Source organism: Streptomyces flaveolus (assembly GCF_044765825.1).
Lineage (GTDB): Bacteria > Actinomycetota > Actinomycetes > Streptomycetales > Streptomycetaceae > Streptomyces > Streptomyces flaveolus.
Genome location: NZ_JBIWKU010000011.1, coordinates 190,912 through 209,872, shown reverse-complemented (window position 1 = coordinate 209,872; position 18,961 = coordinate 190,912). Strand labels below are relative to the sequence as shown.

Sequence of the window (18,961 nt, the reverse complement as noted above, 5' to 3'; positions counted from 1 at the left end):
GGTCAGTCTGCTACACGCCCACGATCCCGTTCCACCGCTTCGCGAACTCCGCGCGCTGCCCCGCCGGGATGTCCGCGGCGATCGCCAGCCGTTCGCGCATCGCCGCGTCGGGGAAGATCAGCGGGTCCTCGGCCAGGGCGGCGGTCTCCTCGTCGTCGCTGGAGGCGAGCACGTCCCGCGCGGCGGGGACCGGGCAGACGTAGTTGACCCAGGCGGCCAGTCCGGCGGCGACCTCGGGCTGGTAGTAGTAGTCGATCAGCCGCTCGGCGTTGGCCTTGTGACCGGCCAGGTTCGGGATCATGAGGGACTCCGCCCACAGTTCGGCGCCCTCCTCGGGGACGACGAACTCGATGTCCGGGTCGTCCGCCTGGAGCTGGATCACGTCACCGGAGTAGGCCTGGCAGGCCAGGACGTCGCCGCTGGAGAGGTCCTTGATGTAGTCGTTGCCGGTGAAGCGGCGGATCTGGCCCCTGCCGACCTGCTTCTCCACCTGGTCGCAGACCGTGTGGAAGTCGTCCGCGGTCCAGTCGGTGATGTCCACGCCGTTGCCGAGCATCAGCAGCGCGAACGCCTCGTCGAGCCCGGAGAGCAGGGTCACCCGGCCCTTGAGGTCGTCGGCCCACAGGTCGGACACATGGCGGATCTCCCTGCCGAGCCTGCGGCGGTTGTAGGCGATGCCGGTGATGCCCGACTGCCAGGGCACGGTGAACTTCCGGCCCGGGTCGAAGGCGGGCGAACGCAGCAGCGGATCCAGGTACTTGGCGACGTTCGGCTGACGGGAGCGGTCCATCTCCTGCACCCAGCCGAGCCGGACGAACCGGCCGCACATCCAGTCGCTGATGACGATCAGATCGCGGTCGGTGGGCTGGTGGTTCATCAGGGAGGGGCTGATCTTGCCGAAGAACTCGTCGTTGTCGTTGATCTCCTCGATGTAATCGACGGAGATCCCCGTCCGCTTCTCGAACGCCTCGAGCGTGGGCCGCCGGCTCGGGTGCTCGTCGTCGGTGTCGATGTAGAGCGGCCAGTTCGCCCAGGTGAGCCGCCGTTCGGAGGCGGACCGGTCGGCCGCTGCGCGGTCACCCGGAGCGACGTACGCGGCCGGGACGCCGCAGCCCGCCAGGGCGACGGACACGGCGGAGCCGCCCAGGCCGCGCAGCAGGTTCCGGCGGGAGAACGAGGGCGTCTTCGTCAGGAGGGGCATGGCCGCAGCTTGCCGCGCCCGCCGCCGCAGGGACAATCGACGCTGCGTCGAGCGCCGCGGTCCAGGCCCGACACCCTGTCGAGCGGGGGGAGTTCACGGTCGACGCACCGCGGCCCCGGACGGGGGTTCCCGTCCGGGGCCGCGCGCGGGCCGGGTCCGTCAGCCGTCCAGCGACGTCATCACGTGCTTGATCCGCGTGTAGTCCTCGAAGCCGTAGCCCGACAGGTCCTTGCCGTAGCCGGACTTCTTGAAGCCGCCGTGGGGCATCTCGGCGACCAGCGGGATGTGGGTGTTGATCCACACACAGCCGAAGTCGAGCTTCTTGGACATCCGCATGGCGCGGCCGTGGTCCTTGGTCCACACGGAGGAGGCCAGCGCGTACTCGACGCCGTTGGCCCACTCCACGGCCTGGTCCTCGTCGCGGAAGGACTGGACGGTGATGACCGGGCCGAAGACCTCGTTCTGGACGATCTCGTCGTCCTGCTTGAGGCCCGAGACGACGGTCGGGGCGTAGAAGTAGCCCTTGTCGCCGACCTGGTGACCGCCGGCCTCGACCTTGGCGTGGGCGGGCAGGCGCTCGATGAACCCGGCGACCTGCTTGAGCTGGTTGGGGTTGTTGAGCGGCCCGAACGCGACGTCCTCGTCGTCCGGCTGCCCGGTCTTGATCTCGGCGGCGGCCTTGGCGAGGGCGCTGACGAACTCGTCGTGGATCGACTCGTGCACCAGCACGCGGGTGGCCGCGGTGCAGTCCTGACCGGCGTTGAAGTAGCCCGCCTCCGAGATGCCCGCGACGGCCTTGGCGATGTCGGTGTCCTCGAAGACCACGACCGGGGCCTTGCCGCCCAGCTCCAGGTGGACCCGCTTGAGGTCCTTGGAGGCGGACTCGGCGACCGACATGCCGGCCCGCACGGAGCCGGTGATGGAGGCCATTGCCGGGGTCTCGTGCTCGACCATCAGACGGCCGGTGTCGCGGTCGCCGCAGACGACGTTGAAGACGCCCTTGGGCACGATCGAGCCGATGATGTCGGCCATCAGGGCCGTGGAGGCGGGGGTGGTGTCCGAGGGCTTGAGGACGACCGTGTTGCCCGCGGCGAGCGCCGGGGCGAACTTCCACACGGCCATCATCATCGGGTAGTTCCACGGCGCGACCTGCGCGCAGACGCCGATCGGCTCGCGGCGGATCATGGAGGTCAGGCCCTCCATGTACTCGCCGGCCGAGCGGCCCTCCAGCATCCGGGCCGCGCCCGCGAAGAAGCGGATCTGGTCGACCATCGGCGGGATCTCTTCGGAGCGGGTCAGTCCGATGGGCTTGCCCGTGTTCTCCACCTCCGCCGCGATCAGTTCCTCGGCCCGCTCCTCGAACGCGTCCGCGATCTTGAGGAGGGCCTTCTGCCGCTCGGCCGGGGTGGTGTCCCGCCAGGCCGGGAAGGCCGCGGCGGCGGCCGCCATGGCGGCGTCCACGTCCGCCTGCCCGGACAGGGGGGCGGTCGCGTAGGCCTCGCCCGTTGCGGGGTTGACCACCTCGGTGGTCCGTCCGTCGGCGGCGTCCCGGAACTCACCGTCGATGTAGTTGCGCAGACGACGCAGCTCGGTGCTCACTGCCGGCCCTCCAAGTTCGGTGTCTACTTCGGGTCTCTCGGTTCGGACCTTGCCGATGTCCAAACACTGAGACACCCACCCTAGACGGAGACCCGACGTTTTCAACACCCCCGGCGCCCCCCGTATTGCGAAATCCGCACACTCGAAGCACTCAGACAACGAATTTCATCGATCCGGCCTTGCAAAACTGTCGATACGTCGTGCACAGTGAAGTCGTGGCCAGTCGAAGCGCAGACCCGAAGGACTCCCGCGAGTCCAGGAACGGCGGACCCCAGTTGGACGCCGTCTCCCTCGCCATCATCGAACAGCTCCAGGAGGACGGCCGCAGGCCGTACGCCGCGATCGGCAAGGCCGTCGGCCTGTCCGAGGCGGCCGTGCGCCAGCGCGTCCAGAAGCTGCTCGACCAGGGCGTGATGCAGATCGTCGCCGTCACGGACCCGCTCACCGTGGGCTTCCGCCGGCAGGCGATGGTCGGAGTCAACGTCGAGGGCGACGTGGAGTCCGCCGCCGACGCGCTGGCGGCCATGCCGGAATGCGAGTACGTGGTGATGACCGCGGGCTCCTTCGACCTGATGGTGGAGGTCGTCTGCGAGGACGACGACCACCTCCTCGAGGTCATCAACCGACGCATCCGGGCCATCCCCGGAGTGCGCTCCACCGAGAGCTTCGTCTACCTCAAGCTCAAGAAGCAGACCTATATGTGGGGAACCCGATAATCGTGAGCACCGACAGCCCCAAGGACCTCAGCAGGACCGCCTACGACCACCTGTGGATGCACTTCACCCGCATGTCGTCGTACGAGAACGCCCCCGTCCCCACCATCGTCCGCGGTGAGGGCACCCACATCTACGACGACAAGGGCAGGCGCTACCTCGACGGCCTCGCCGGCCTGTTCGTCGTCCAGGCCGGACACGGCCGCCAGGAGCTGGCCGAGACCGCCATGAAGCAGGCGCAGGAGCTCGCCTTCTTCCCCGTGTGGTCCTACGCCCACCCCAAGGCCGTCGAGCTGGCCGAGCGCCTGGCGAACGAGGCCCCCGGCGACCTCAACAAGGTCTTCTTCACCACGGGCGGCGGCGAGGCGGTCGAGACCGCCTGGAAGCTGGCCAAGCAGTACTTCAAGCTGATCGGCAAGCCGACCAAGTACAAGGTCATCTCCCGCGCGGTCGCCTACCACGGCACCCCGCAGGGCGCCCTGTCCATCACCGGTCTGCCCGGCCTGAAGGCCCCCTTCGAGCCGCTCGTGCCCGGCGCGCACAAGGTGCCGAACACCAACATCTACCGCGCCCCGCTCTTCGGCGACGACCCCGAGGCCTTCGGCCGCTGGGCCGCCGACCAGATCGAGCAGCAGATCCTGTTCGAGGGCCCGGAGACGGTCGCGGCCGTCTTCCTCGAGCCCGTGCAGAACGCCGGCGGCTGCTTCCCGCCCCCGCCCGGCTACTTCCAGCGCGTGCGCGAGATCTGCGACCAGTACGACGTGCTGCTCGTCTCGGACGAGGTCATCTGCGCCTTCGGCCGCCTCGGCACGACGTTCGCCTGCGACAAGTTCGGCTACGTCCCGGACATGATCACCTGCGCCAAGGGCATGACCTCGGGCTACTCCCCGATCGGCGCCTGCATCATCTCCGACCGGCTGGCCGAGCCGTTCTACAAGGGTGACAACACCTTCCTGCACGGCTACACCTTCGGTGGCCACCCGGTCTCCGCCGCGGTCGGCATCGCCAACCTCGACCTGTTCGAGCGCGAGGGCCTCAACCAGCACGTCCTCGACAACGAGGGCAACTTCCGCGCCACCCTGGAGAAGCTGCTCGACCTGCCGATCGTCGGCGACGTCCGCGGCAACGGCTTCTTCTACGGCATCGAGCTGGTGAAGGACAAGCACACCAAGGAGTCGTTCAACGACGAGGAGACCGAGCGGATCCTGTACGGCTTCCTGTCGAAGGCGCTCTTCGACAACGGCCTGTACTGCCGTGCCGACGACCGCGGCGACCCGGTCATCCAGCTCGCCCCGCCGCTGATCTCCAACCAGGAGACCTTCGACGAGATCGAGCAGATCCTGCGCGCCACCCTGACGGAGGCGTGGACCAAGCTCTGATCCCGCGGCGCTCCGATCATCCTTCTGGATGATCATCACCGGCCCCGGTGCCGTCCGTTCGAGTGAGAAACGGCGGCCCGGGGCCGTGTGCTGTCCGGCCGCGCCCCGGTGACTGCCTACGGTGCCTCGTGACCGATCGGCCCCGCCTTCGTTCACCCGGACGGGGGAACGACGGGGAAAACGGATCAGAACCGAGGTGTACGCCCATGGAGGCTCCGCCGGACAACGACGTGCTCTGGGCACGCGCCCTGCACTTCCAGCACCATGACGGCTCTCCCGCGCTGCGGGGCGTCTCGCTCGGCGTCCGGGAGGGCGAGATCCTCGCCGTCAGCGGCCCGCGCGGCAGCGGCAAGACGACGCTGCTGCGCTGTCTGTCCGGGCTGTTGCGGGTGCAGGAGGGCGAGGTCTGGTTCAACAGCGTGCCGGTGCACACCATGGGCCCGATCGGCCGCGAACGGCTGCGCCGCGACCGCTTCGCCTGGATCGACCCCTCCCCCGTGCTCGTCCCGGAACTCAGCGTCTGGGAGAACACCGCCCTGCCCCTGATGCTGCGCGGCACCGGCCGGCGCCGGGCCAAGACGACCGCCGTGGAGTGGCTGGAGCGCCTCGACGTCGGCGGCGCGTCCCGCCGGCGCCCGCACGAACTCCAGCAGGCCGAACGGCAGCGTGTCTGCATCGCCCGCGCGCTCGCCGTCGCCCCCTCGGTCCTGTTCGCCGACGAGCCGACGGCGCCCCTGCACCGGGCCGACCGCGCCCATGTGCTGCGGACGCTGACCACGGCGGCCCGCTCCCACAGCATCACCGTCGTCCTCGCCACGCACGACGCGCAGACCGCCGCGCTCGCCGACCGCACGGTCTCACTGCTCGACGGCCGGCGGGTCAAGACCGTGCACCTGCCGCCGGTGTCCGACACCACGGTGGCCTCCGGAGGCGCCGCGACGGAAGGCCGGGCAGCGTGCTCGCTCTCCGTCTGACCCGCCGCGCCCGGTTCGCCGTCCAGCTGCGCCGCCTGCTCGTCGCGGCGTTCTCGGCGGGCACGGGCTTCCTGCTGCTGTGCGCCCTCGGCCACGCCATCGGCCACCCGGGCACGCCCGGCGCCTCCGCCCTCCGCCTGGCCTGGTGCGCGGCCCCCCTCGCCGCCACCGTGTACTTCGCCGTCGCCGTGGCCCGTACCGACCCGGGCGCCCGGCCCCGCCCCGGCCTGTCGGCGATCGGCCTCGGCCCCGGCCGGCTGATGGCCGTCTCCGCGACGACCACGGCCCTGGCCGGAGCACTCGGCTCGCTGGTGGCCCTGCTCGCCTTCCTCCACCTGCGCGGCGACCTGACCGCCAGGCCCTTCGACGGCGCCGCGGCCGACTCCCTCGCGGCAGGCCTGCCCCTGCCCTTCCCGGCGGCCGTGACCCTCCTGACGCTGCTCCCGGCGACCGCGTCCGCCGCGGTGGCCCTGTCCCTGCGTCCCCGGGAGGCGCGGCCCGCCCGCGCCACGGGCACCCGCGGTTACGGCCGCTTCGGCGCGTACGGCTGGGGCGCGGCGCGCGAGACCTTCGGCACCTACGGCCGCTTCGGCGCCCGCTGGGCCCCGAGACCGACCACGACCGACACCACCGCCGCGGCCGCCACCTCCGCCGACGTCCGCACCGCCGAACTCGCCGGCGCCCTCGCCACGGCCCCCGGGGGCAGCCACGCCACCGAGCCTGCACAGCCTGCGGGCAGTCGTGCCGCCGGGGCGGCGCGGGTGGGCGCCGGGGGCACCCCCGCCGGGGGAGGCACCTTGCACGCGCCGGCAAGCGCCTCCCAGCCCTCGGCCCAAGCGGACGCCCAGCCCCGCACGCCGGACACCCCCCGCCGCCAGAGCAGCACCACCACCCTCCCTTGGGGCATCGCCCTCCTCACCGCAGGCCTCGCCGTCGAGGCCTACACCCGCAACGCGGCCACCTCCCACCCCACCCCCTCCGCCGGCATCCTCCTCGGCTGGACCCTGACCGCCCTCGGCCTCGCCCTCGCCGGCCCCGGCCTCACCCACCTCTGCGGCCGCCTCCTGCAGGCCGCCCGCCCCGGCGCCCTGCGCCTGCTCGCCGGCCGCGTCCTCATGGAGGAGTCGAGCCGCATCGGCCGTCCCCTGGGCGTCGTCTGCGCCGTGACGTCCGCGCTCTACGCGGCGGTGACGCTGTACGGCGGGGACGGGCCGGCGTCCCACCCCCTGGGCACCCTCGGCGCCCTGGTCGTGGCGGGCGCCACCGTGGCCACCCTGCTCACCGCGGCCGTCGAGGCCAAGCACACCCGCGCCGACACCATCGACGCCCTGCTGCGGCTGGGTGCGCCCCGGTCGACGCTGCGCGCCGCCGCCGCCGTACGGGCCACCGTGCTGCTCGCCGTCTTCGGCCCGCTGACCCTCCTCGTCGCGGCCCTGGCCGCGCTGCCCCTGGCCCGCTGAAAAACATCCCGCGAGATTTCCCGGGGACCGCCGATGATTTCCGCGCCGCCCTCCCGTCTAACCCTGCGAACGGCACGACACCAGCACGGCACGACACGAGCACGGCACCGACGGGAGAGGCCCCCATGTACCAGCAGATGATCTTCGTGAACCTGGCGACGAACGACCTCGACGCCTCGAAGAAGTTCTTCACGGAGCTCGGCTACACGATCAACGCCCAGTTCAGCGACGAGACCGCCGCCTCGGTCGTGATCAGCGACACGATCATCGCGATGCTGATGACCCGGGAGAAGTACGCGCAGTTCACGAAGAAGGAGATCGTGGACTCGACGAAGGCCAGCGAGGTGCTGATCGCGCTGAGCGCGGAGAGCCGCGAGAAGGTCGACGAACTGGTGGACAAGGCGGTCGCCGCGGGCGGTTCGATCTCCGGCGAGACCCAGGACCACGGCTTCATGTACGGCCGGGCCTTCGACGACCTCGACGGTCACACCTGGGAGGTCGCGTGGATGGACCCGGCGGTCGTCGAGGGCTGATCCGGACGCGGACCTAGCATGGGCGGGTGGATCCGACACCCGCCCAGCCCCAGCAGCCGTCCCCGTCCCCGGCACAGTCCCACCACGCCTCGCACGACCGGGAGATAGAGACCCTCGCCGAGTTCGACGAGGTCGTCTCCGTACACGGCACCCTCGCCCACTACCGCGTCCAGGCCGTCGACCTGACGGACCGTACGAACAGCCTGCTCGCCGCGGACCCCACGGGCGCCGTCTTCCTCGGCTGCCCGATGACCCCCGAGGCGGCGGCCCATGTGCGCGCCGCCGGGGCCCTGGTCTTCCCGCCCGTGCCGGGTCTGCCCTTCGACCCGTACCGCGGACACGTCTACTCCCCCGACGAGTTGTACGCCTCCCTCGACGGCGGTTACGAGGCGACGCCGGACGCGCTGGCCTACGACTGGTTCCAGCGCACCAAGGCGGACGGAGACGTGTTCGCCTCCATGCTGCGCGCGGTCCACGACGACGCGGTCTCGGACGCGGTCGACGAACTCCTCGCCGGCGCACGGGTGGTGGGTGTCATGGGCGGCCACGCCATGGCCCGCGGCACCGACGCCTACGCGGGGGCCGCGCGTCTCGGACGCGAGCTGACCCGCGCCGGGTTCACGGTGGCCACCGGTGGCGGACCGGGCGCGATGGAGGCCGCGAACCTCGGTGCGTACGCGGCCCCGTTCCGCGACGGCATGCTGGACGACGCCCTGCTCGTCCTCGCGAAGGTCACCTCGTTCACGCCGTCGGTCACCGACTGGGCGCGCTCCGCCTTCGAGGTGCGTGAGCGCTGGCCCGGGGGCGGTGCCTCGGTGGGCATCCCGACCTGGTTCTACGGCCACGAGCCACCGAACGCCTTCGCGGCGCACATCGCCAAGTACTTCGCCAACGCCACCCGCGAGGAGGGCCTGCTGGCCCGCTCGACCGCGGGCGTGGTGTTCCTGCCGGGCGCCGCCGGCACCGTGCGGGAGATCTTCGACAACGCGACGCCGAACTACTACGAGTCGCGGGGCGAGCCCACCCCCATGGTGCTCGTGGACCGGGCGCACTGGACGCGGACGCTGCCGGCCTGGCCGCTGCTGACGTCGCTGGCCGAGGGGCGGTCCATGGAGGCCCGGATCGCGCTGGTGGACCGGATCGAGGAGGCTCCCGAGGCGCTGAAACGTCTCGGCGGTTAATAAGAGAGCAAAGCCAACGCCCTTGACAGGCATATGCGTTGACACTTCTTATGGCCCGCTTATAGACCAGTGAGGCTCATGGGTGTGCTGATGACGTCAGCACCCTCTCCACCCCCCGCATCCGCGCTTCCCGTAAAGGAAAAACGTGGCAGTCCTGTCCATACTCAGCCGCACGGCGTCACGCCGTAGCGTCCGTGCCCTCGGCGTCGCCTCGGCCACGGCGGCCCTCGCGCTCGGCGCCGCCGGCAACGCCTTCGCCTGCAACATCGGCGAGTTCTCCGCCGCCGCCAAGTGCGACGGCGACAAGGGAGTCATCACCGTCACCGACGTGGACCCCGCCGGCATCCCCGCCACCGTCACCGTGTACCTGGAGAACAACGGCGGGGACGCCCAGAAGATCGACGAGCAGGTGGTCAAGGGCTCCCGCGAGGGCAGCACCATCACCTTCGCCGCGGACTGGAAGCCGAACGCCGAGTACCGCATCCACGTCAAGGCCGGCGGCTACGTCGACGAGGACATCAAGCCGAACCTCGTCACCCCGGCCACCGCCTGCAAGACCGAGGACACGCCGTCCCCGACCCCGTCCCAGAGCTCGTCCGCCCCGGCCGAGGAGACCGAGTCGCCGGCTCCGGCCCCGTCGCCGTCCACCCCCGCCGCCTCGCAGAGCGAGAGCAGCGCCCCGGCGGCCGTGCCGAGCAACGCCCCGTCCCCGGCGGCCGGTGAGTCCAACCTCGCCGAGACCGGTGCCAACTCCAACACCGGCATGATCGTCGGCATCGCGGCGGCCCTCGTCGTCGCCGGCGGCGGCGCGGTCTTCTTCGGCCTGCGCCGTCGCGGGGCGACCAGCAGCCGCTGACGTCCCGTAGGAACCGTGCGAACGGTGGCCCGTCCCCGGCCGGGGGCGGGCCATCGGCGCGTCAGCCGAACGACGCCCGCTCCAGCCAGAACTCCAGCAACTCCCGTTCGCCGAGCACCTCGACGCCGGGGGCGTCCAGCGGCAGCCTGCGGTAGAAGGCGAGCAGGACGTCCGTGAGGGACCCCCGCAGAGCGACGGTCGCCTTCGCGTGGCCGCGGCGCCAGGTGAAGCCGTCCTCGCCGAGCTCGATCAGCCTCCCCCAGCCTTCGGCCGGGGGGACCCCCATCTCGCTTCGCTCGGCATCGGCCCCGGGGGCGGCGTCGGTGGCGTGCAGATGGATGCTCCGGCCGGGCCCGCGCAGCTCGTTCGCCTCGGGGTCCGTGCCGGTCCGCTGCACGAACTCCACGATCTCCAGCCATTCGTCGATCGCGTCGGCGGCCACGTCCGGCGCGACCCGGTAGGGCTGTCCGGCGGTGAGCGCGGCGTCCGCGCGGTGGACGGTGACCTCGTGCGTCATCCGGCGCGCCCAGAAGCCCGCGTCGTGCCGCCCGCCCCACGACCACACCTTCGCGTCCGGCCCGGCCTCGCGGAGCGCGCCGACGAACGCCTCGCCCGACTCCGCGAGCCAGGCGTCCAGCGCGGCGGCGTCGCCCCGGGCGTCGGGGCCGGCGGCGCCCGGCACCTCCTCGTCGGGGATGTTCTCCTGGGCCCGTGTGCGCACCAGCAGCCCCGCCCAGCGCAGGGCTCCGCCCGTGTGCCGGACCAGATCCTCCAGGGACCAGTCCGGGCAGGTCGGGACGGTGGCGGAGAGATCGGTGCCGGAGGTCACCAGGTCCCTCAACTGCCCGACCTGGTGGGCTGTCTCGTCGCAGTAGCGCTCGTGTGCCAGTGACGTCATGCTCCGCATCCTAGGAGCGGGACGATCACCCGAGCACCACGATTTCCGCCCCGTCGAACTCCACCCCGACCGTGTCCCCGACCTCCGGGGCCGCCCGCAGCGCGCAGGCCGCCTCCAGGCGCGGCGCGTCCTCGGGCTGCAACTGGACGGCGACGTGGGTGCCGCGGAAGGTGCGGGCGGCGACCGTGCAGCGCAGCCCGGCGTCGGCGGGCACGATCCTGACCCCGGCGGGCCGCACGAGCACCGTCCTCGTCCCCTGGGGAGCGCCCTCGGGGACCGGCACCTTGCCCCAGGGCGTGGCCGCGGCCTGCCCGGTGACGGTCCCCTCGGCCACGTTGTCGAAGCCGAGGAAGCGGGCCACGAAGGCGTCCGCCGGCCGCTGCCACACCTCCAGCGGCGTGCCCTCCTGGGCGATCCGCCCGTCCCGCATCACCACCACCCGGTCGGCGAGCGCGAAGGCCTCCGACTGGTCGTGCGTCACGGCGAGCACGGTGGTGCCCAACAGACCGAACAGTTCGCGCAGTTCCACCACCAGCCGCTCCCGCAGCGAGCGGTCGAGCTGGCCGAGCGGCTCGTCCAGCATCAGCAGCCGGGGCCGGGGCGCGAGGGCCCGGGCCAGCGCCACCCGCTGCTGCTCACCGCCGGAGAGCGCGGCGACGGACCGGCGCTCGGCACCCGGCAGCCCGACCAGCTCCAGCAGCTCCCGTACGTCCTGCTGCTGCCGGGACCGCGACGCTCCGCGCATCCGCGGGCCGAAGGCGATGTTGCCGGCCACGTCCCGCTGCGGGAACAGCTGATGGTCCTGGAACATCAGCCCCACCTCGCGCTTGTGCGCGGGCACCCCGGCCTGGTCGCGCCCGTCCAGCACCACCCGCCCGGCGTCCAGCCGCTGCAGCCCGGCGACCGCGCGCAGCAGCGTCGACTTGCCGCTGCCGCTTGGTCCCAGCACGCACACGACCTCGTGCTCGGCGACATCCAGGCCGACGGCGTCGAGCACGGCCCGCCCGCCGAAGCGGACGGTGGCGTCCCGCAGACTCAGCAGCATTGCTAGAACTCCCCGCTCCGGTCGGTCCGCAGCCGCTCCAGCACCACGAGGGCCACGGCGCACACCACCATCAGAATCGTCGACAGGGCCATCGCCTGCCCGTAGTTCATGTCCCCGGGCCGCCCCAGCAGCCGGGCCACGGCGACCGGCAGCGTCGGGTTGTCGGGCCGCGCGATGAACACGGTCGCCCCGAACTCCCCGAGCGACACCGCGAAGGCGAACCCGGCCGCGATCAGCAGCGCCCGCCGCACCATCGGCAGGTCGACCTCCCGCCACACCCGCCACGGCGACGCCCCGAGCACCGCCGCGGCCTCCCGCAGCCGTACGTCCACCGCCCGCAGCACCGGCAGCATGGTCCGTACGACGAAGGGGACGCCGACCAGTGCCTGGGCGAGCGGCACCAGGATCCAGGAGGACCTGAGGTCCAGCGGAGGCTCGTCCAGCGCGATCAGGAACCCGAAGCCGACCGTCACGGCGGAGACCCCGAGCGGCAGCATCAGCAGCGCGTCGAAGCCGCGCACCAGGCGGCCCGCGTCACGCCGGGTCAGCGCGGCCGCCGCCAGACCGCCGATGAGCACGGCGACGGCGGTGGCGGCGAGGGCGTACTGCAGGGAGTTGCCGACCGCCTCGATCGGCGGGACGAGGAAGGTGCCGCCGTCCTCGTGGGTCAGTGCCCGGTAGTACCCGAGGCCGCCGGCGCCGAACGACCGCTGGACCAGCACGGCGAGCGGCAGCACGACGAGGACGGCCACGGTGACGAGCACGCCCCCGAGCAGCGCCCACTGTCCGGCGCCGCGCGGGCGGCGCGCGGTGCGGGACGCGTCCACCAGCCGCAGGGCCGTCTCGCGCCGCCGGACCGTCCAGGCGTGCACGGCGAGGATGGCGCAGACCGCCGCGAACTGGATCAGCGTCAGCACGGCGGCCGTGGAGAGGTCGAAGACGTGCGAGGTCTGCCGGTAGATCTCCACCTCCAGGGTGGAGAAGGTGGGCCCGCCGAGGATCTGGACGACGCCGAAGGAGGTGAAGGTGAACAGGAACACCATCAGCGCGGCGGCGGCCACGGCGGGCGCGAGCGCCGGCAGGGTGACCCGCCGCCAGGCCCGCAGGGGGGACGCGCCGAGCATCCGCGCCGCCTCCTCCTGGCGCGGGTCGAGCTGTGCCCACAGCCCGCCGACGGTGCGTACGACGACGGCGTAGTTGAAGAAGACGTGCGCGAGCAGGATGGCCCACACCGTGGTGTCCAGCCGGACGCCCCACAGCTCGTCGAGCAGGCCGCCCCGCCCGACGAGCGCCAGGAACGCGGTGCCCACCACGACCGTCGGCAGCACGAACGGCACGGTCACCACGGCTCGCAGCAGCTGCTTGCCGGGGAAGTCCAGGCGGGCGAAGACATAGGCGCCGGGCAGGGCGATCAGCAGCGTGAGCGCGGTGGAGGCGAGCGCCTGCCAGGTGGTGAACCACAGCACGTGCCGGACGTCGGACTGGGCCAGGACGTCCCCGATCCGCCCGAACCGCCAGACCCCGTCGACCTCCAGTCCGCGCGCGACGATCGCGGCGACGGGGTAGGCGAAGAAAACCGCGAAGAACGCGACGGGGCCGGCCATCAGGGCCAGCCGCGCCGCGCTCCCGCGCCGCCGGGTACGGGCGGACCGGGCGGCCTCGGTCACTCCGGTCACTTCAGGAGGAGCGAGGTCCACGACTTGACCCACTGGTCACGGTTGTCGGCGATCTTCTTCGGGTCCAGGGTCTGCGGGTTCTTGGCCTGGGGGCCGTACTTCACGAACTCCGGCGGCACCTGGGCCGCCTCGCGCACCGGGTAGACGAACATGTTCAGCGGCATGTCGTCCTGGAACTTCTTGCTGACCAGGAAGTCCAGCAGTGCCTTGCCGCCCTCGGTGTTCTTCGCGTTACTCAGCAGGCCCGCGTACTCGACCTGGCGGAAGCAGGTGCCGGTGGCGACGCCCGTGGGCGCGGTGTCCGGCTTCGGGTCGGCGTAGATCACCTCGGCGGGGGGCGAGGAGGCGTAGGAGACGACGAGCGGGCGGTCGCCCTTCGCCTTCTTGCCGCCGGACAAGCCGGAGAACTCCTCGTTGTACGCCTGCTCCCAGCTGTCGACGACCTTGACGCCGTTCGCCTTCAGCTTCTTCCAGTAGTCCTGCCAGCCGTCGTCCCCGTACTTGGCGGCGGTGCCCAGCAGGAAGCCGAGACCGGGCGAGGAACTGCCGGCGTCCTCGGTGACGAGGAGGTTCTTGTACGCGGGCTTGGTGAGGTCGTCGAAGGAGTCGGGCGGGGTCAGCTTGTGCTCGCTGAAGTACGCCTTGTCGTAGTTGACGCAGATGTCACCGGTGTCGATCGGCGTGACGCGGTGCTTGTCCCGGTCGACCCGGTACTCGGGCAGGATCATGTCGGAGCCCTTGGGCTCGTACGACTGGAACAGGCCGTTGTCGAGCGCGCGGGACAGCAGCGTGTTGTCGACGCCGAAGAAGACGTCGCCCTGCGGGTTGTCCTTGGTGAGGATGGCCTTGTTGACGGCCTGTCCGGCGTCGCCGTCCTCGAGGACCTTGACCTTGTAGCCGGAGCTCTTCTCGAAGTCCGCGATGACGCTCTTGGACGCGGCCCACGAGTCGTGGCTGACGAGGGTCACGGTCTTGGAACCGCCGGACCCCTGGTCGTCGCCGGTGGACGACGATCCGCAGGCGGCCAGGCCGCCGACGAGGCCGAGCCCGACGGCCAGGACACTGGCCTTCTTGGTGATGCTCACGGAATTCCTCCTGGGTTACCAGGAGAAGACGCGGCCCCGCCCGGGACCCCTGGCGAGGGACCCGGGCAGGGCGCAACAGCTCGAGTGATGACCGATCTCCCTACCCAGAATGACCTGGGCCAGGTTCGGAGGGTCTGCGGCCGGTGCCGCACTCTCAGCGCTGTGGCGCTCCCCTGTCGGAATATGAAGATGTCTGAATATGAAGATGTACGCCGGTCAGATTACCGCTCGCTCGCGGCGAGCTGACCACACGCCCCGTCGATCTCCTGCCCACGGGTGTCCCGGACGGTCACCGGCACACCGTGCGCCTCGATCGCCGCGACGAACGCCTTCTCGTCCTCGGGCCGCGAGGCGGTCCACTTCGAGCCCGGCGTCGGGTTGAGCGGGATGAGGTTGACGTGCACCGGCTTGCCCTTGAGCAGCCGCCCGAGCCGGTCACCGCGCCACGCCTGGTCGTTGATGTCACGGATCAGGGCGTACTCGATGGACAGCCGGCGCCCGGACTTCGCCGCGTACTCGAAGCCGGCGTCGAGGACCTCGCGCACCTTCCACCGCGTGTTGACGGGCACGAGGGTGTCGCGCAGCTCGTCGTCGGGGGCGTGCAGGGAGATGGCGAGGCGGCACTTGAAGCCCTCGTCGGCGAACCGGTGGATCGCCGGGACCAGGCCGACCGTGGAGACGGTGATGCCGCGCTGGGACAGTCCCAGTCCGTCGGGCTCGGGGTCGGTGAGGCGGCGGATGGCCCCCACGACCCGGTTGTAGTTGGCGAGGGGCTCACCCATGCCCATGAACACGATGTTGCTCAGCCGCGCGGGGCCGCCGGGGACCTCGCCGTCCCTGAGCGCCCGCATGCCGTCCACGATCTGGTGCACGATCTCGGCGGTGGACAGGTTCCGGTCCAGCCCGGCCTGCCCGGTGGCGCAGAAGGGGCAGTTCATGCCGCAGCCCGCCTGGGAGCTGATGCACATGGTCACCCGGTCCGGGTAGCGCATGAGCACGGACTCGACGAGCGTGCCGTCGAACATCTTCCACAGCGTCTTGCGGGTGGTGCCCTGGTCGGTCGACAGATGCCGGACGACCGACATCAGCTCGGGCAGCAGCGCGTCCCGCAGCCCCTGGCGCGAACCGGCGGGGATGTCGGTCCACTGCTCGGGGTCGTGCGCGTACCGCGCGAAGTAGTGCTGCGAGAGCTGCTTGGCACGGAACGGCTTCTCACCGATCGCGGCGACGGCCTCCTTGCGCTCGGCAGGCGTGAGATCGGCGAGATGCCGCGGCGGCTTCTTGGCTCCGCGCGGGGCGACGAATGTGAGTTCTCCGGGCTTAGGCATGACCTCCCCAGTGTCGCAGATCCACTCGGGTGATCTGCGGCCGTCGTCCGGCCGTGGCCGGGGCCCGTTTTCACTCGCTCCTCGTACTCCCCAGCCGCAGGCACATCCCCCGGCGTTCGGAGCCTCCTCGGCGGCCCGGCCGGTGCAGCAGCCGTCGCCGCCGGCGTGGGGGTCGGCGCTCTTGCCGAGGGTGCCGGCTGTCGGCCTTCACGACGTAGACCTCCCAGGGCTCCTTGCCGGGGCCGTGCACCCACACCTTGTCCTGGAGGGCGTAGCAGCAGGACGGCAGCGACGAAGGCGACGCCACCTTCGAGGCCATCGCTTCCAGCTGTGAGGAGTTCAACGCCACCAAGCTGCCGGAACACCGTCACGTCGCGCTCGACGCCACGGGCCGGGTCCTCGGCCGGGTCGCCGCGGTAGCGGTCTCCGACCGGTGCGCGTACGCCGGCGTCGTCGAGCACTCGGTCCGCCGGCCTCGCCCTCCATAGGAAGGCGGAGTTCCGCGTCGTCGGAACGCGGAAGCGCATCGGCCGGCACCATGGCGCATGGCGCGACGTCGTACTGATGGAACGGAGAAGCCCGGTCCTCTGACCCTCGATCGGATCGTGTCCCGACCGGTCACTCACCTGTCTGGACTTGCCGGACTGTGCGGGCGGTGCGGTCGGCGTGAGGCTGGAAGCCGAACCCGTGGACCGGCCTGCGAGACAGCCCGGTGCGCCGGGCCTGCCCCGGCGAGCCGAGTCGTGGCCGAGTTCCCCCACCCTGGCTTCGGCCGCCCGTCCTCCAGGAGCGTGACCATGGCCCGGAACCGCTGTCTGATCCTGAGCTCACCGTCCGAAGTCTGGAGCCTGCTGTCCGACGGTCACCGCTACGGCGAGTGGGTGACGGGAACGCAGCAGGTTCTTGCCGCGGACCCGCAGTGGCCAGAGGTGGGCGCCCGACTGAGAGTCCGCGTCGGCGCGGGCCCCGTGACCCTCGACGACACCTGCGTCGTCCGCATCTGCGAACCTCACCACCGCCTGGAGCTGGAAGCGAAGGCGGAACCCTTCGGCGCGGCTCGCATCGCCATGAAGTTGACCCCCTGGGGCGAGCACACCCTCTTCACCCTCGACTGGCACCCCCTCCGGGGCCCGGGCACCCGGATGCACGGCCTCCCCGTGGACTACTTCGTCTCGGTCCGCAACGGCATGATGCTGACGAAGCTGGCCCGGATCGCGGTGCGCGAGCACGCCGCGAGGGTCTGAGGGTCTCCCCGCCCCGCGGGCCGGCCCGGTCCGGGCGCTCAGGCGGAGCCGACGAAGACGACGAGCAGCAGCCACACCACCGGTGCCGTCGGCAGGAGCGAGTCCAGGCGGTCCATGATGCCGCCGTGGCCCGGCAGCAGGGTGCCCATGTCCTTGATGCCGAGGTCGCGCTTGATCATGGACTCGCCGAGGTCGCCCAGCGTGGCGCTGGCCGCGACCGCGAGGCCGAGCAGCAGGCCCTGCCACCAGGAGCCGTCGTCGATCAGGAACTGCATGCACAGCGCGCCCGCCACCATGGCGAAGCCGACCGCCCCGAGCAGGCCCTCACGGGTCTTGCCGGGGCTGATGCGCGGGGCGAGCTTGGTCCTGCCGAAGCGCCAGCCGACGGCGTACGCGCCGGTGTCGCTGACGACCGTCAGCAGCAGGAAGGTCAACACGCGCCACGGACCGTCGTCGGCCATCAGCATCATGGCGACGAACGTGGCCAGGAACGGCACGTAGAAGGCCGCGAACAGGCCCGCCGTGACGTCCCTGAGGTAGCCCTCCGGCGGCTCGGTCATCCGCCACACGAGGACCGCCAGCGCCGTGAGCGCCATGGCGATCCACGCGCCCTCGGCGCCGCGCACATACCCGGCGACCACCATCGCCGCGCCGCCGATCGCGAGCGGCACGAGGGGCGCCTTGATGCCCTTGCGCTCCTGGAGCCGCGTGGTCAGTTCCCACAGGCCCACCACGACGGCTATCGCGATCACGCCGACGAAGACGGCCTTGACGAAGAACAGCGACGCGATGATCACCACGCCGAGCCCGACACCGACCCCTATCGCGGAACTCAGGTCGCGCCCCGCGCTCTTCTTCTGCGGCTGCGGCTGCGGCTGCGCCGGCTGCTGGGCGTCGGGCATGGGCTCCGGATTCTGCGGCACCGCCGCATACGGCTGTGCCGACGGGGTCTCGCCGCGGTACGTGTCGTCGCGGAACGGCTCGTCTCGGAACAAGGGGCCGCTCAGCCGAGCGGCCCCCTGGCCGTCATCCTGGGCTCCGCCGTGTTCGGGTACGTCGGGCACGATGGGCATGGGGCGAGTCTGCTGCGCGCTGTGCGCATCGTACGCGGGACCCGCCGGGGCAGCCGCCTGGCCAGGCCCCTGGTCGGACGGCCCCCAGTACCCGGCTTGTGGCGGCGCTCCCCAGGAAGAGTCGTTCATCAGACCTCGAGCAGTTCGGCTTCCTTGTGCTTCAGGAGCTCGTCCACCTGGGCGACGTACTTCGCGGTGGTGTCGTCGAGCTCCTTCTCCGCACGGCGGCCCTCGTCCTCGCCGACCTCGCCGTCCTTGATCAGCTTGTCGATGGCGTCCTTGGCCTTGCGGCGCACGGAGCGGATGGACACCTTGGCGTCCTCGCCCTTGCCCTTGGCGACCTTGATGTACTCGCGGCGGCGCTCCTCGGTGAGCTCGGGGAACACCACCCGGATGATGTTGCCGTCGTTGCTCGGGTTGACGCCCAGGTCGGAGTCGCGGATCGCCTGCTCGATGTTGCGCAGGGCGCTCTTGTCGAACGGCGTCACCACGGCCATGCGCGGCTCGGGCACGGAGAACGAGGCCAGCTGGTTGATCGGCGTCGGCGCGCCGTAGTAGTCGGCCACGATCTTGTTGAACATCGCCGGGTGCGCACGGCCGGTGCGGATCGCGGCGAAGTCCTCCTTGGCGACCACGACGGCCTTCTCCATCTTCTCCTCGGCCTCGAGGAGGGTCTCTTCGATCACCACTTGCTCCTGCGTGTCTTGAGTAGGCCC

The 18,961-nt window shown here is 71.4% G+C and carries 17 protein-coding genes, 2 pseudogenes and 1 riboswitch; of the genes and pseudogenes, 9 read left to right on the top strand and 10 right to left on the bottom strand.

The genetic code is table 11. The features are described from left to right. Positions 1 to 10: 10 nt before the first annotated feature. Positions 11 to 1,201 (bottom strand): polyamine ABC transporter substrate-binding protein, encoded by a 1,191-nt coding sequence (locus ACIRG6_RS29580; RefSeq protein ID WP_364821138.1) that lies wholly within the window; start codon positions 1,199 to 1,201, stop codon positions 11 to 13. A gap of 159 nt (positions 1,202 to 1,360) precedes the next feature. Beyond that, a complete protein-coding gene (locus tag ACIRG6_RS29575; protein WP_403325018.1) occupies positions 1,361 to 2,800 on the bottom strand; it encodes a gamma-aminobutyraldehyde dehydrogenase in 1,440 nt (479 codons plus the stop codon). Positions 2,801 to 3,000: 200 nt separating this feature from the next. Between ACIRG6_RS29575 and ACIRG6_RS29570 the strand changes: the two genes are divergently transcribed. From ACIRG6_RS29570 to ACIRG6_RS29540, 7 genes are all read left to right on the top strand, one after another. Further along, on the top strand, positions 3,001 to 3,516 hold the full coding sequence (locus ACIRG6_RS29570) for an Lrp/AsnC family transcriptional regulator (RefSeq protein WP_359395553.1): 516 nt from the start codon (positions 3,001 to 3,003) through the stop codon (positions 3,514 to 3,516). 2 nt (positions 3,517 to 3,518) lie between these two features. Beyond that, the gene (locus ACIRG6_RS29565) at positions 3,519 to 4,892 is read left to right on the top strand and encodes an aspartate aminotransferase family protein (protein WP_364680375.1); all 1,374 of its coding nucleotides are present in this window, start codon (positions 3,519 to 3,521) and stop codon (positions 4,890 to 4,892) included. Between the two features lie 206 nt (positions 4,893 to 5,098). Continuing rightward, a complete protein-coding gene (locus ACIRG6_RS29560; RefSeq protein ID WP_364680378.1) occupies positions 5,099 to 5,866 on the top strand; it encodes an ABC transporter ATP-binding protein in 768 nt (255 codons plus the stop codon). Beyond that, the gene (locus tag ACIRG6_RS29555; RefSeq protein ID WP_364680380.1) at positions 5,848 to 7,326 is read left to right on the top strand and encodes a hypothetical protein; all 1,479 of its coding nucleotides are present in this window, start codon (positions 5,848 to 5,850) and stop codon (positions 7,324 to 7,326) included. Before ACIRG6_RS29560 ends, ACIRG6_RS29555 begins: the two co-directional genes overlap by 19 nt. A 125-nt stretch (positions 7,327 to 7,451) precedes the next feature. Next, positions 7,452 to 7,859, top strand: a complete 408-nt coding sequence (locus tag ACIRG6_RS29550) for a VOC family protein (protein ID WP_350719490.1) — start codon at positions 7,452 to 7,454, stop codon at positions 7,857 to 7,859. A gap of 26 nt (positions 7,860 to 7,885) precedes the next feature. After that, positions 7,886 to 9,040 carry an LOG family protein gene (locus tag ACIRG6_RS29545; protein WP_403325017.1) on the top strand — a complete coding sequence of 385 codons (1,155 nt, stop codon included), beginning with the start codon at positions 7,886 to 7,888 and terminating at the stop codon, positions 9,038 to 9,040. 145 nt (positions 9,041 to 9,185) lie between these two features. Continuing rightward, positions 9,186 to 9,896 (top strand): LAETG motif-containing sortase-dependent surface protein, encoded by a 711-nt coding sequence (locus tag ACIRG6_RS29540; RefSeq protein WP_364821150.1) that lies wholly within the window; start codon positions 9,186 to 9,188, stop codon positions 9,894 to 9,896. 61 nt (positions 9,897 to 9,957) lie between these two features. Here ACIRG6_RS29540 and ACIRG6_RS29535 read toward each other — a convergent pair whose 3' ends face one another. From ACIRG6_RS29535 to ACIRG6_RS29510, 6 genes and pseudogenes are all read right to left on the bottom strand, one after another. Further along, the gene (locus ACIRG6_RS29535; protein WP_364680388.1) at positions 9,958 to 10,794 is read right to left on the bottom strand and encodes a maleylpyruvate isomerase family mycothiol-dependent enzyme; all 837 of its coding nucleotides are present in this window, start codon (positions 10,792 to 10,794) and stop codon (positions 9,958 to 9,960) included. Positions 10,795 to 10,819: 25 nt separating this feature from the next. Further along, entirely contained in the window at positions 10,820 to 11,839 is a 1,020-nt protein-coding gene (locus tag ACIRG6_RS29530; protein WP_364680391.1) for an ABC transporter ATP-binding protein, read from the bottom strand. Positions 11,840 to 11,841: 2 nt separating this feature from the next. After that, a complete protein-coding gene (locus ACIRG6_RS29525) occupies positions 11,842 to 13,443 on the bottom strand; it encodes an ABC transporter permease (RefSeq protein ID WP_318216351.1) in 1,602 nt (533 codons plus the stop codon). A gap of 68 nt (positions 13,444 to 13,511) precedes the next feature. Continuing rightward, on the bottom strand, positions 13,512 to 14,600 hold the full coding sequence (locus tag ACIRG6_RS29520; protein WP_403325016.1) for a thiamine ABC transporter substrate-binding protein: 1,089 nt from the start codon (positions 14,598 to 14,600) through the stop codon (positions 13,512 to 13,514). A 79-nt stretch (positions 14,601 to 14,679) separates the two neighbouring features. Further along, positions 14,680 to 14,785: riboswitch (TPP riboswitch) on the bottom strand. Positions 14,786 to 14,821: 36 nt separating this feature from the next. Continuing rightward, entirely contained in the window at positions 14,822 to 15,928 is a 1,107-nt protein-coding gene (gene rlmN, locus ACIRG6_RS29515) for a 23S rRNA (adenine(2503)-C(2))-methyltransferase RlmN (protein ID WP_225635651.1), read from the bottom strand. Positions 15,929 to 16,021: 93 nt separating this feature from the next. Then, positions 16,022 to 16,211, bottom strand: a pseudogene (locus ACIRG6_RS29510) (glyoxalase/bleomycin resistance/dioxygenase family protein); the annotation flags it as partial. Here ACIRG6_RS29510 and ACIRG6_RS29505 point away from each other — a divergent pair. Together ACIRG6_RS29505 and ACIRG6_RS29500 are read left to right on the top strand one after the other, a co-directional pair. Next, positions 16,207 to 16,519, top strand: a pseudogene (locus tag ACIRG6_RS29505) (N-acetyltransferase family protein); the annotation flags it as partial. The pseudogenes ACIRG6_RS29510 and ACIRG6_RS29505 overlap by 5 nt on opposite strands. A 206-nt stretch (positions 16,520 to 16,725) precedes the next feature. After that, positions 16,726 to 17,172 carry an SRPBCC family protein gene (locus ACIRG6_RS29500; RefSeq protein WP_364680397.1) on the top strand — a complete coding sequence of 149 codons (447 nt, stop codon included), beginning with the start codon at positions 16,726 to 16,728 and terminating at the stop codon, positions 17,170 to 17,172. A 38-nt stretch (positions 17,173 to 17,210) separates the two neighbouring features. Here the strand turns inward: ACIRG6_RS29500 and ACIRG6_RS29495 are convergent, their stop codons facing one another. Then, on the bottom strand, positions 17,211 to 18,374 hold the full coding sequence (locus tag ACIRG6_RS29495) for a phosphatidate cytidylyltransferase (protein WP_364821197.1): 1,164 nt from the start codon (positions 18,372 to 18,374) through the stop codon (positions 17,211 to 17,213). Further along, complete coding sequence (frr, locus tag ACIRG6_RS29490) at positions 18,374 to 18,931, bottom strand: ribosome recycling factor (RefSeq protein ID WP_014675285.1); 558 nt, start codon at positions 18,929 to 18,931, stop codon at positions 18,374 to 18,376. Before frr ends, ACIRG6_RS29495 begins: the two co-directional genes overlap by 1 nt. Positions 18,932 to 18,961 lie beyond the last annotated feature (30 nt).

What these genes read in the sequence shown, in the direction of transcription:
- ACIRG6_RS29495 (WP_364821197.1), bottom strand. Translation starts at nt 18,374, where the DNA reads ATGAACGACTCTTCCTGGGGAGCGCCGCCACAAGCCGGGTACTGGGGG.
- ACIRG6_RS29560 (WP_364680378.1), top strand. Translation starts at nt 5,099, where the DNA reads ATGGAGGCTCCGCCGGACAACGACGTGCTCTGGGCACGCGCCCTGCAC.
- rlmN (WP_225635651.1), bottom strand. Translation starts at nt 15,928, where the DNA reads ATGCCTAAGCCCGGAGAACTCACATTCGTCGCCCCGCGCGGAGCCAAG.
- ACIRG6_RS29525 (WP_318216351.1), bottom strand. Translation starts at nt 13,443, where the DNA reads ATGGCCGGCCCCGTCGCGTTCTTCGCGGTTTTCTTCGCCTACCCCGTC.
- ACIRG6_RS29580 (WP_364821138.1), bottom strand. Translation starts at nt 1,201, where the DNA reads ATGCCCCTCCTGACGAAGACGCCCTCGTTCTCCCGCCGGAACCTGCTG.
- ACIRG6_RS29535 (WP_364680388.1), bottom strand. Translation starts at nt 10,794, where the DNA reads ATGACGTCACTGGCACACGAGCGCTACTGCGACGAGACAGCCCACCAG.
- ACIRG6_RS29530 (WP_364680391.1), bottom strand. Translation starts at nt 11,839, where the DNA reads ATGCTGCTGAGTCTGCGGGACGCCACCGTCCGCTTCGGCGGGCGGGCC.
- ACIRG6_RS29550 (WP_350719490.1), top strand. Translation starts at nt 7,452, where the DNA reads ATGTACCAGCAGATGATCTTCGTGAACCTGGCGACGAACGACCTCGAC.
- ACIRG6_RS29500 (WP_364680397.1), top strand. Translation starts at nt 16,726, where the DNA reads ATGGCCCGGAACCGCTGTCTGATCCTGAGCTCACCGTCCGAAGTCTGG.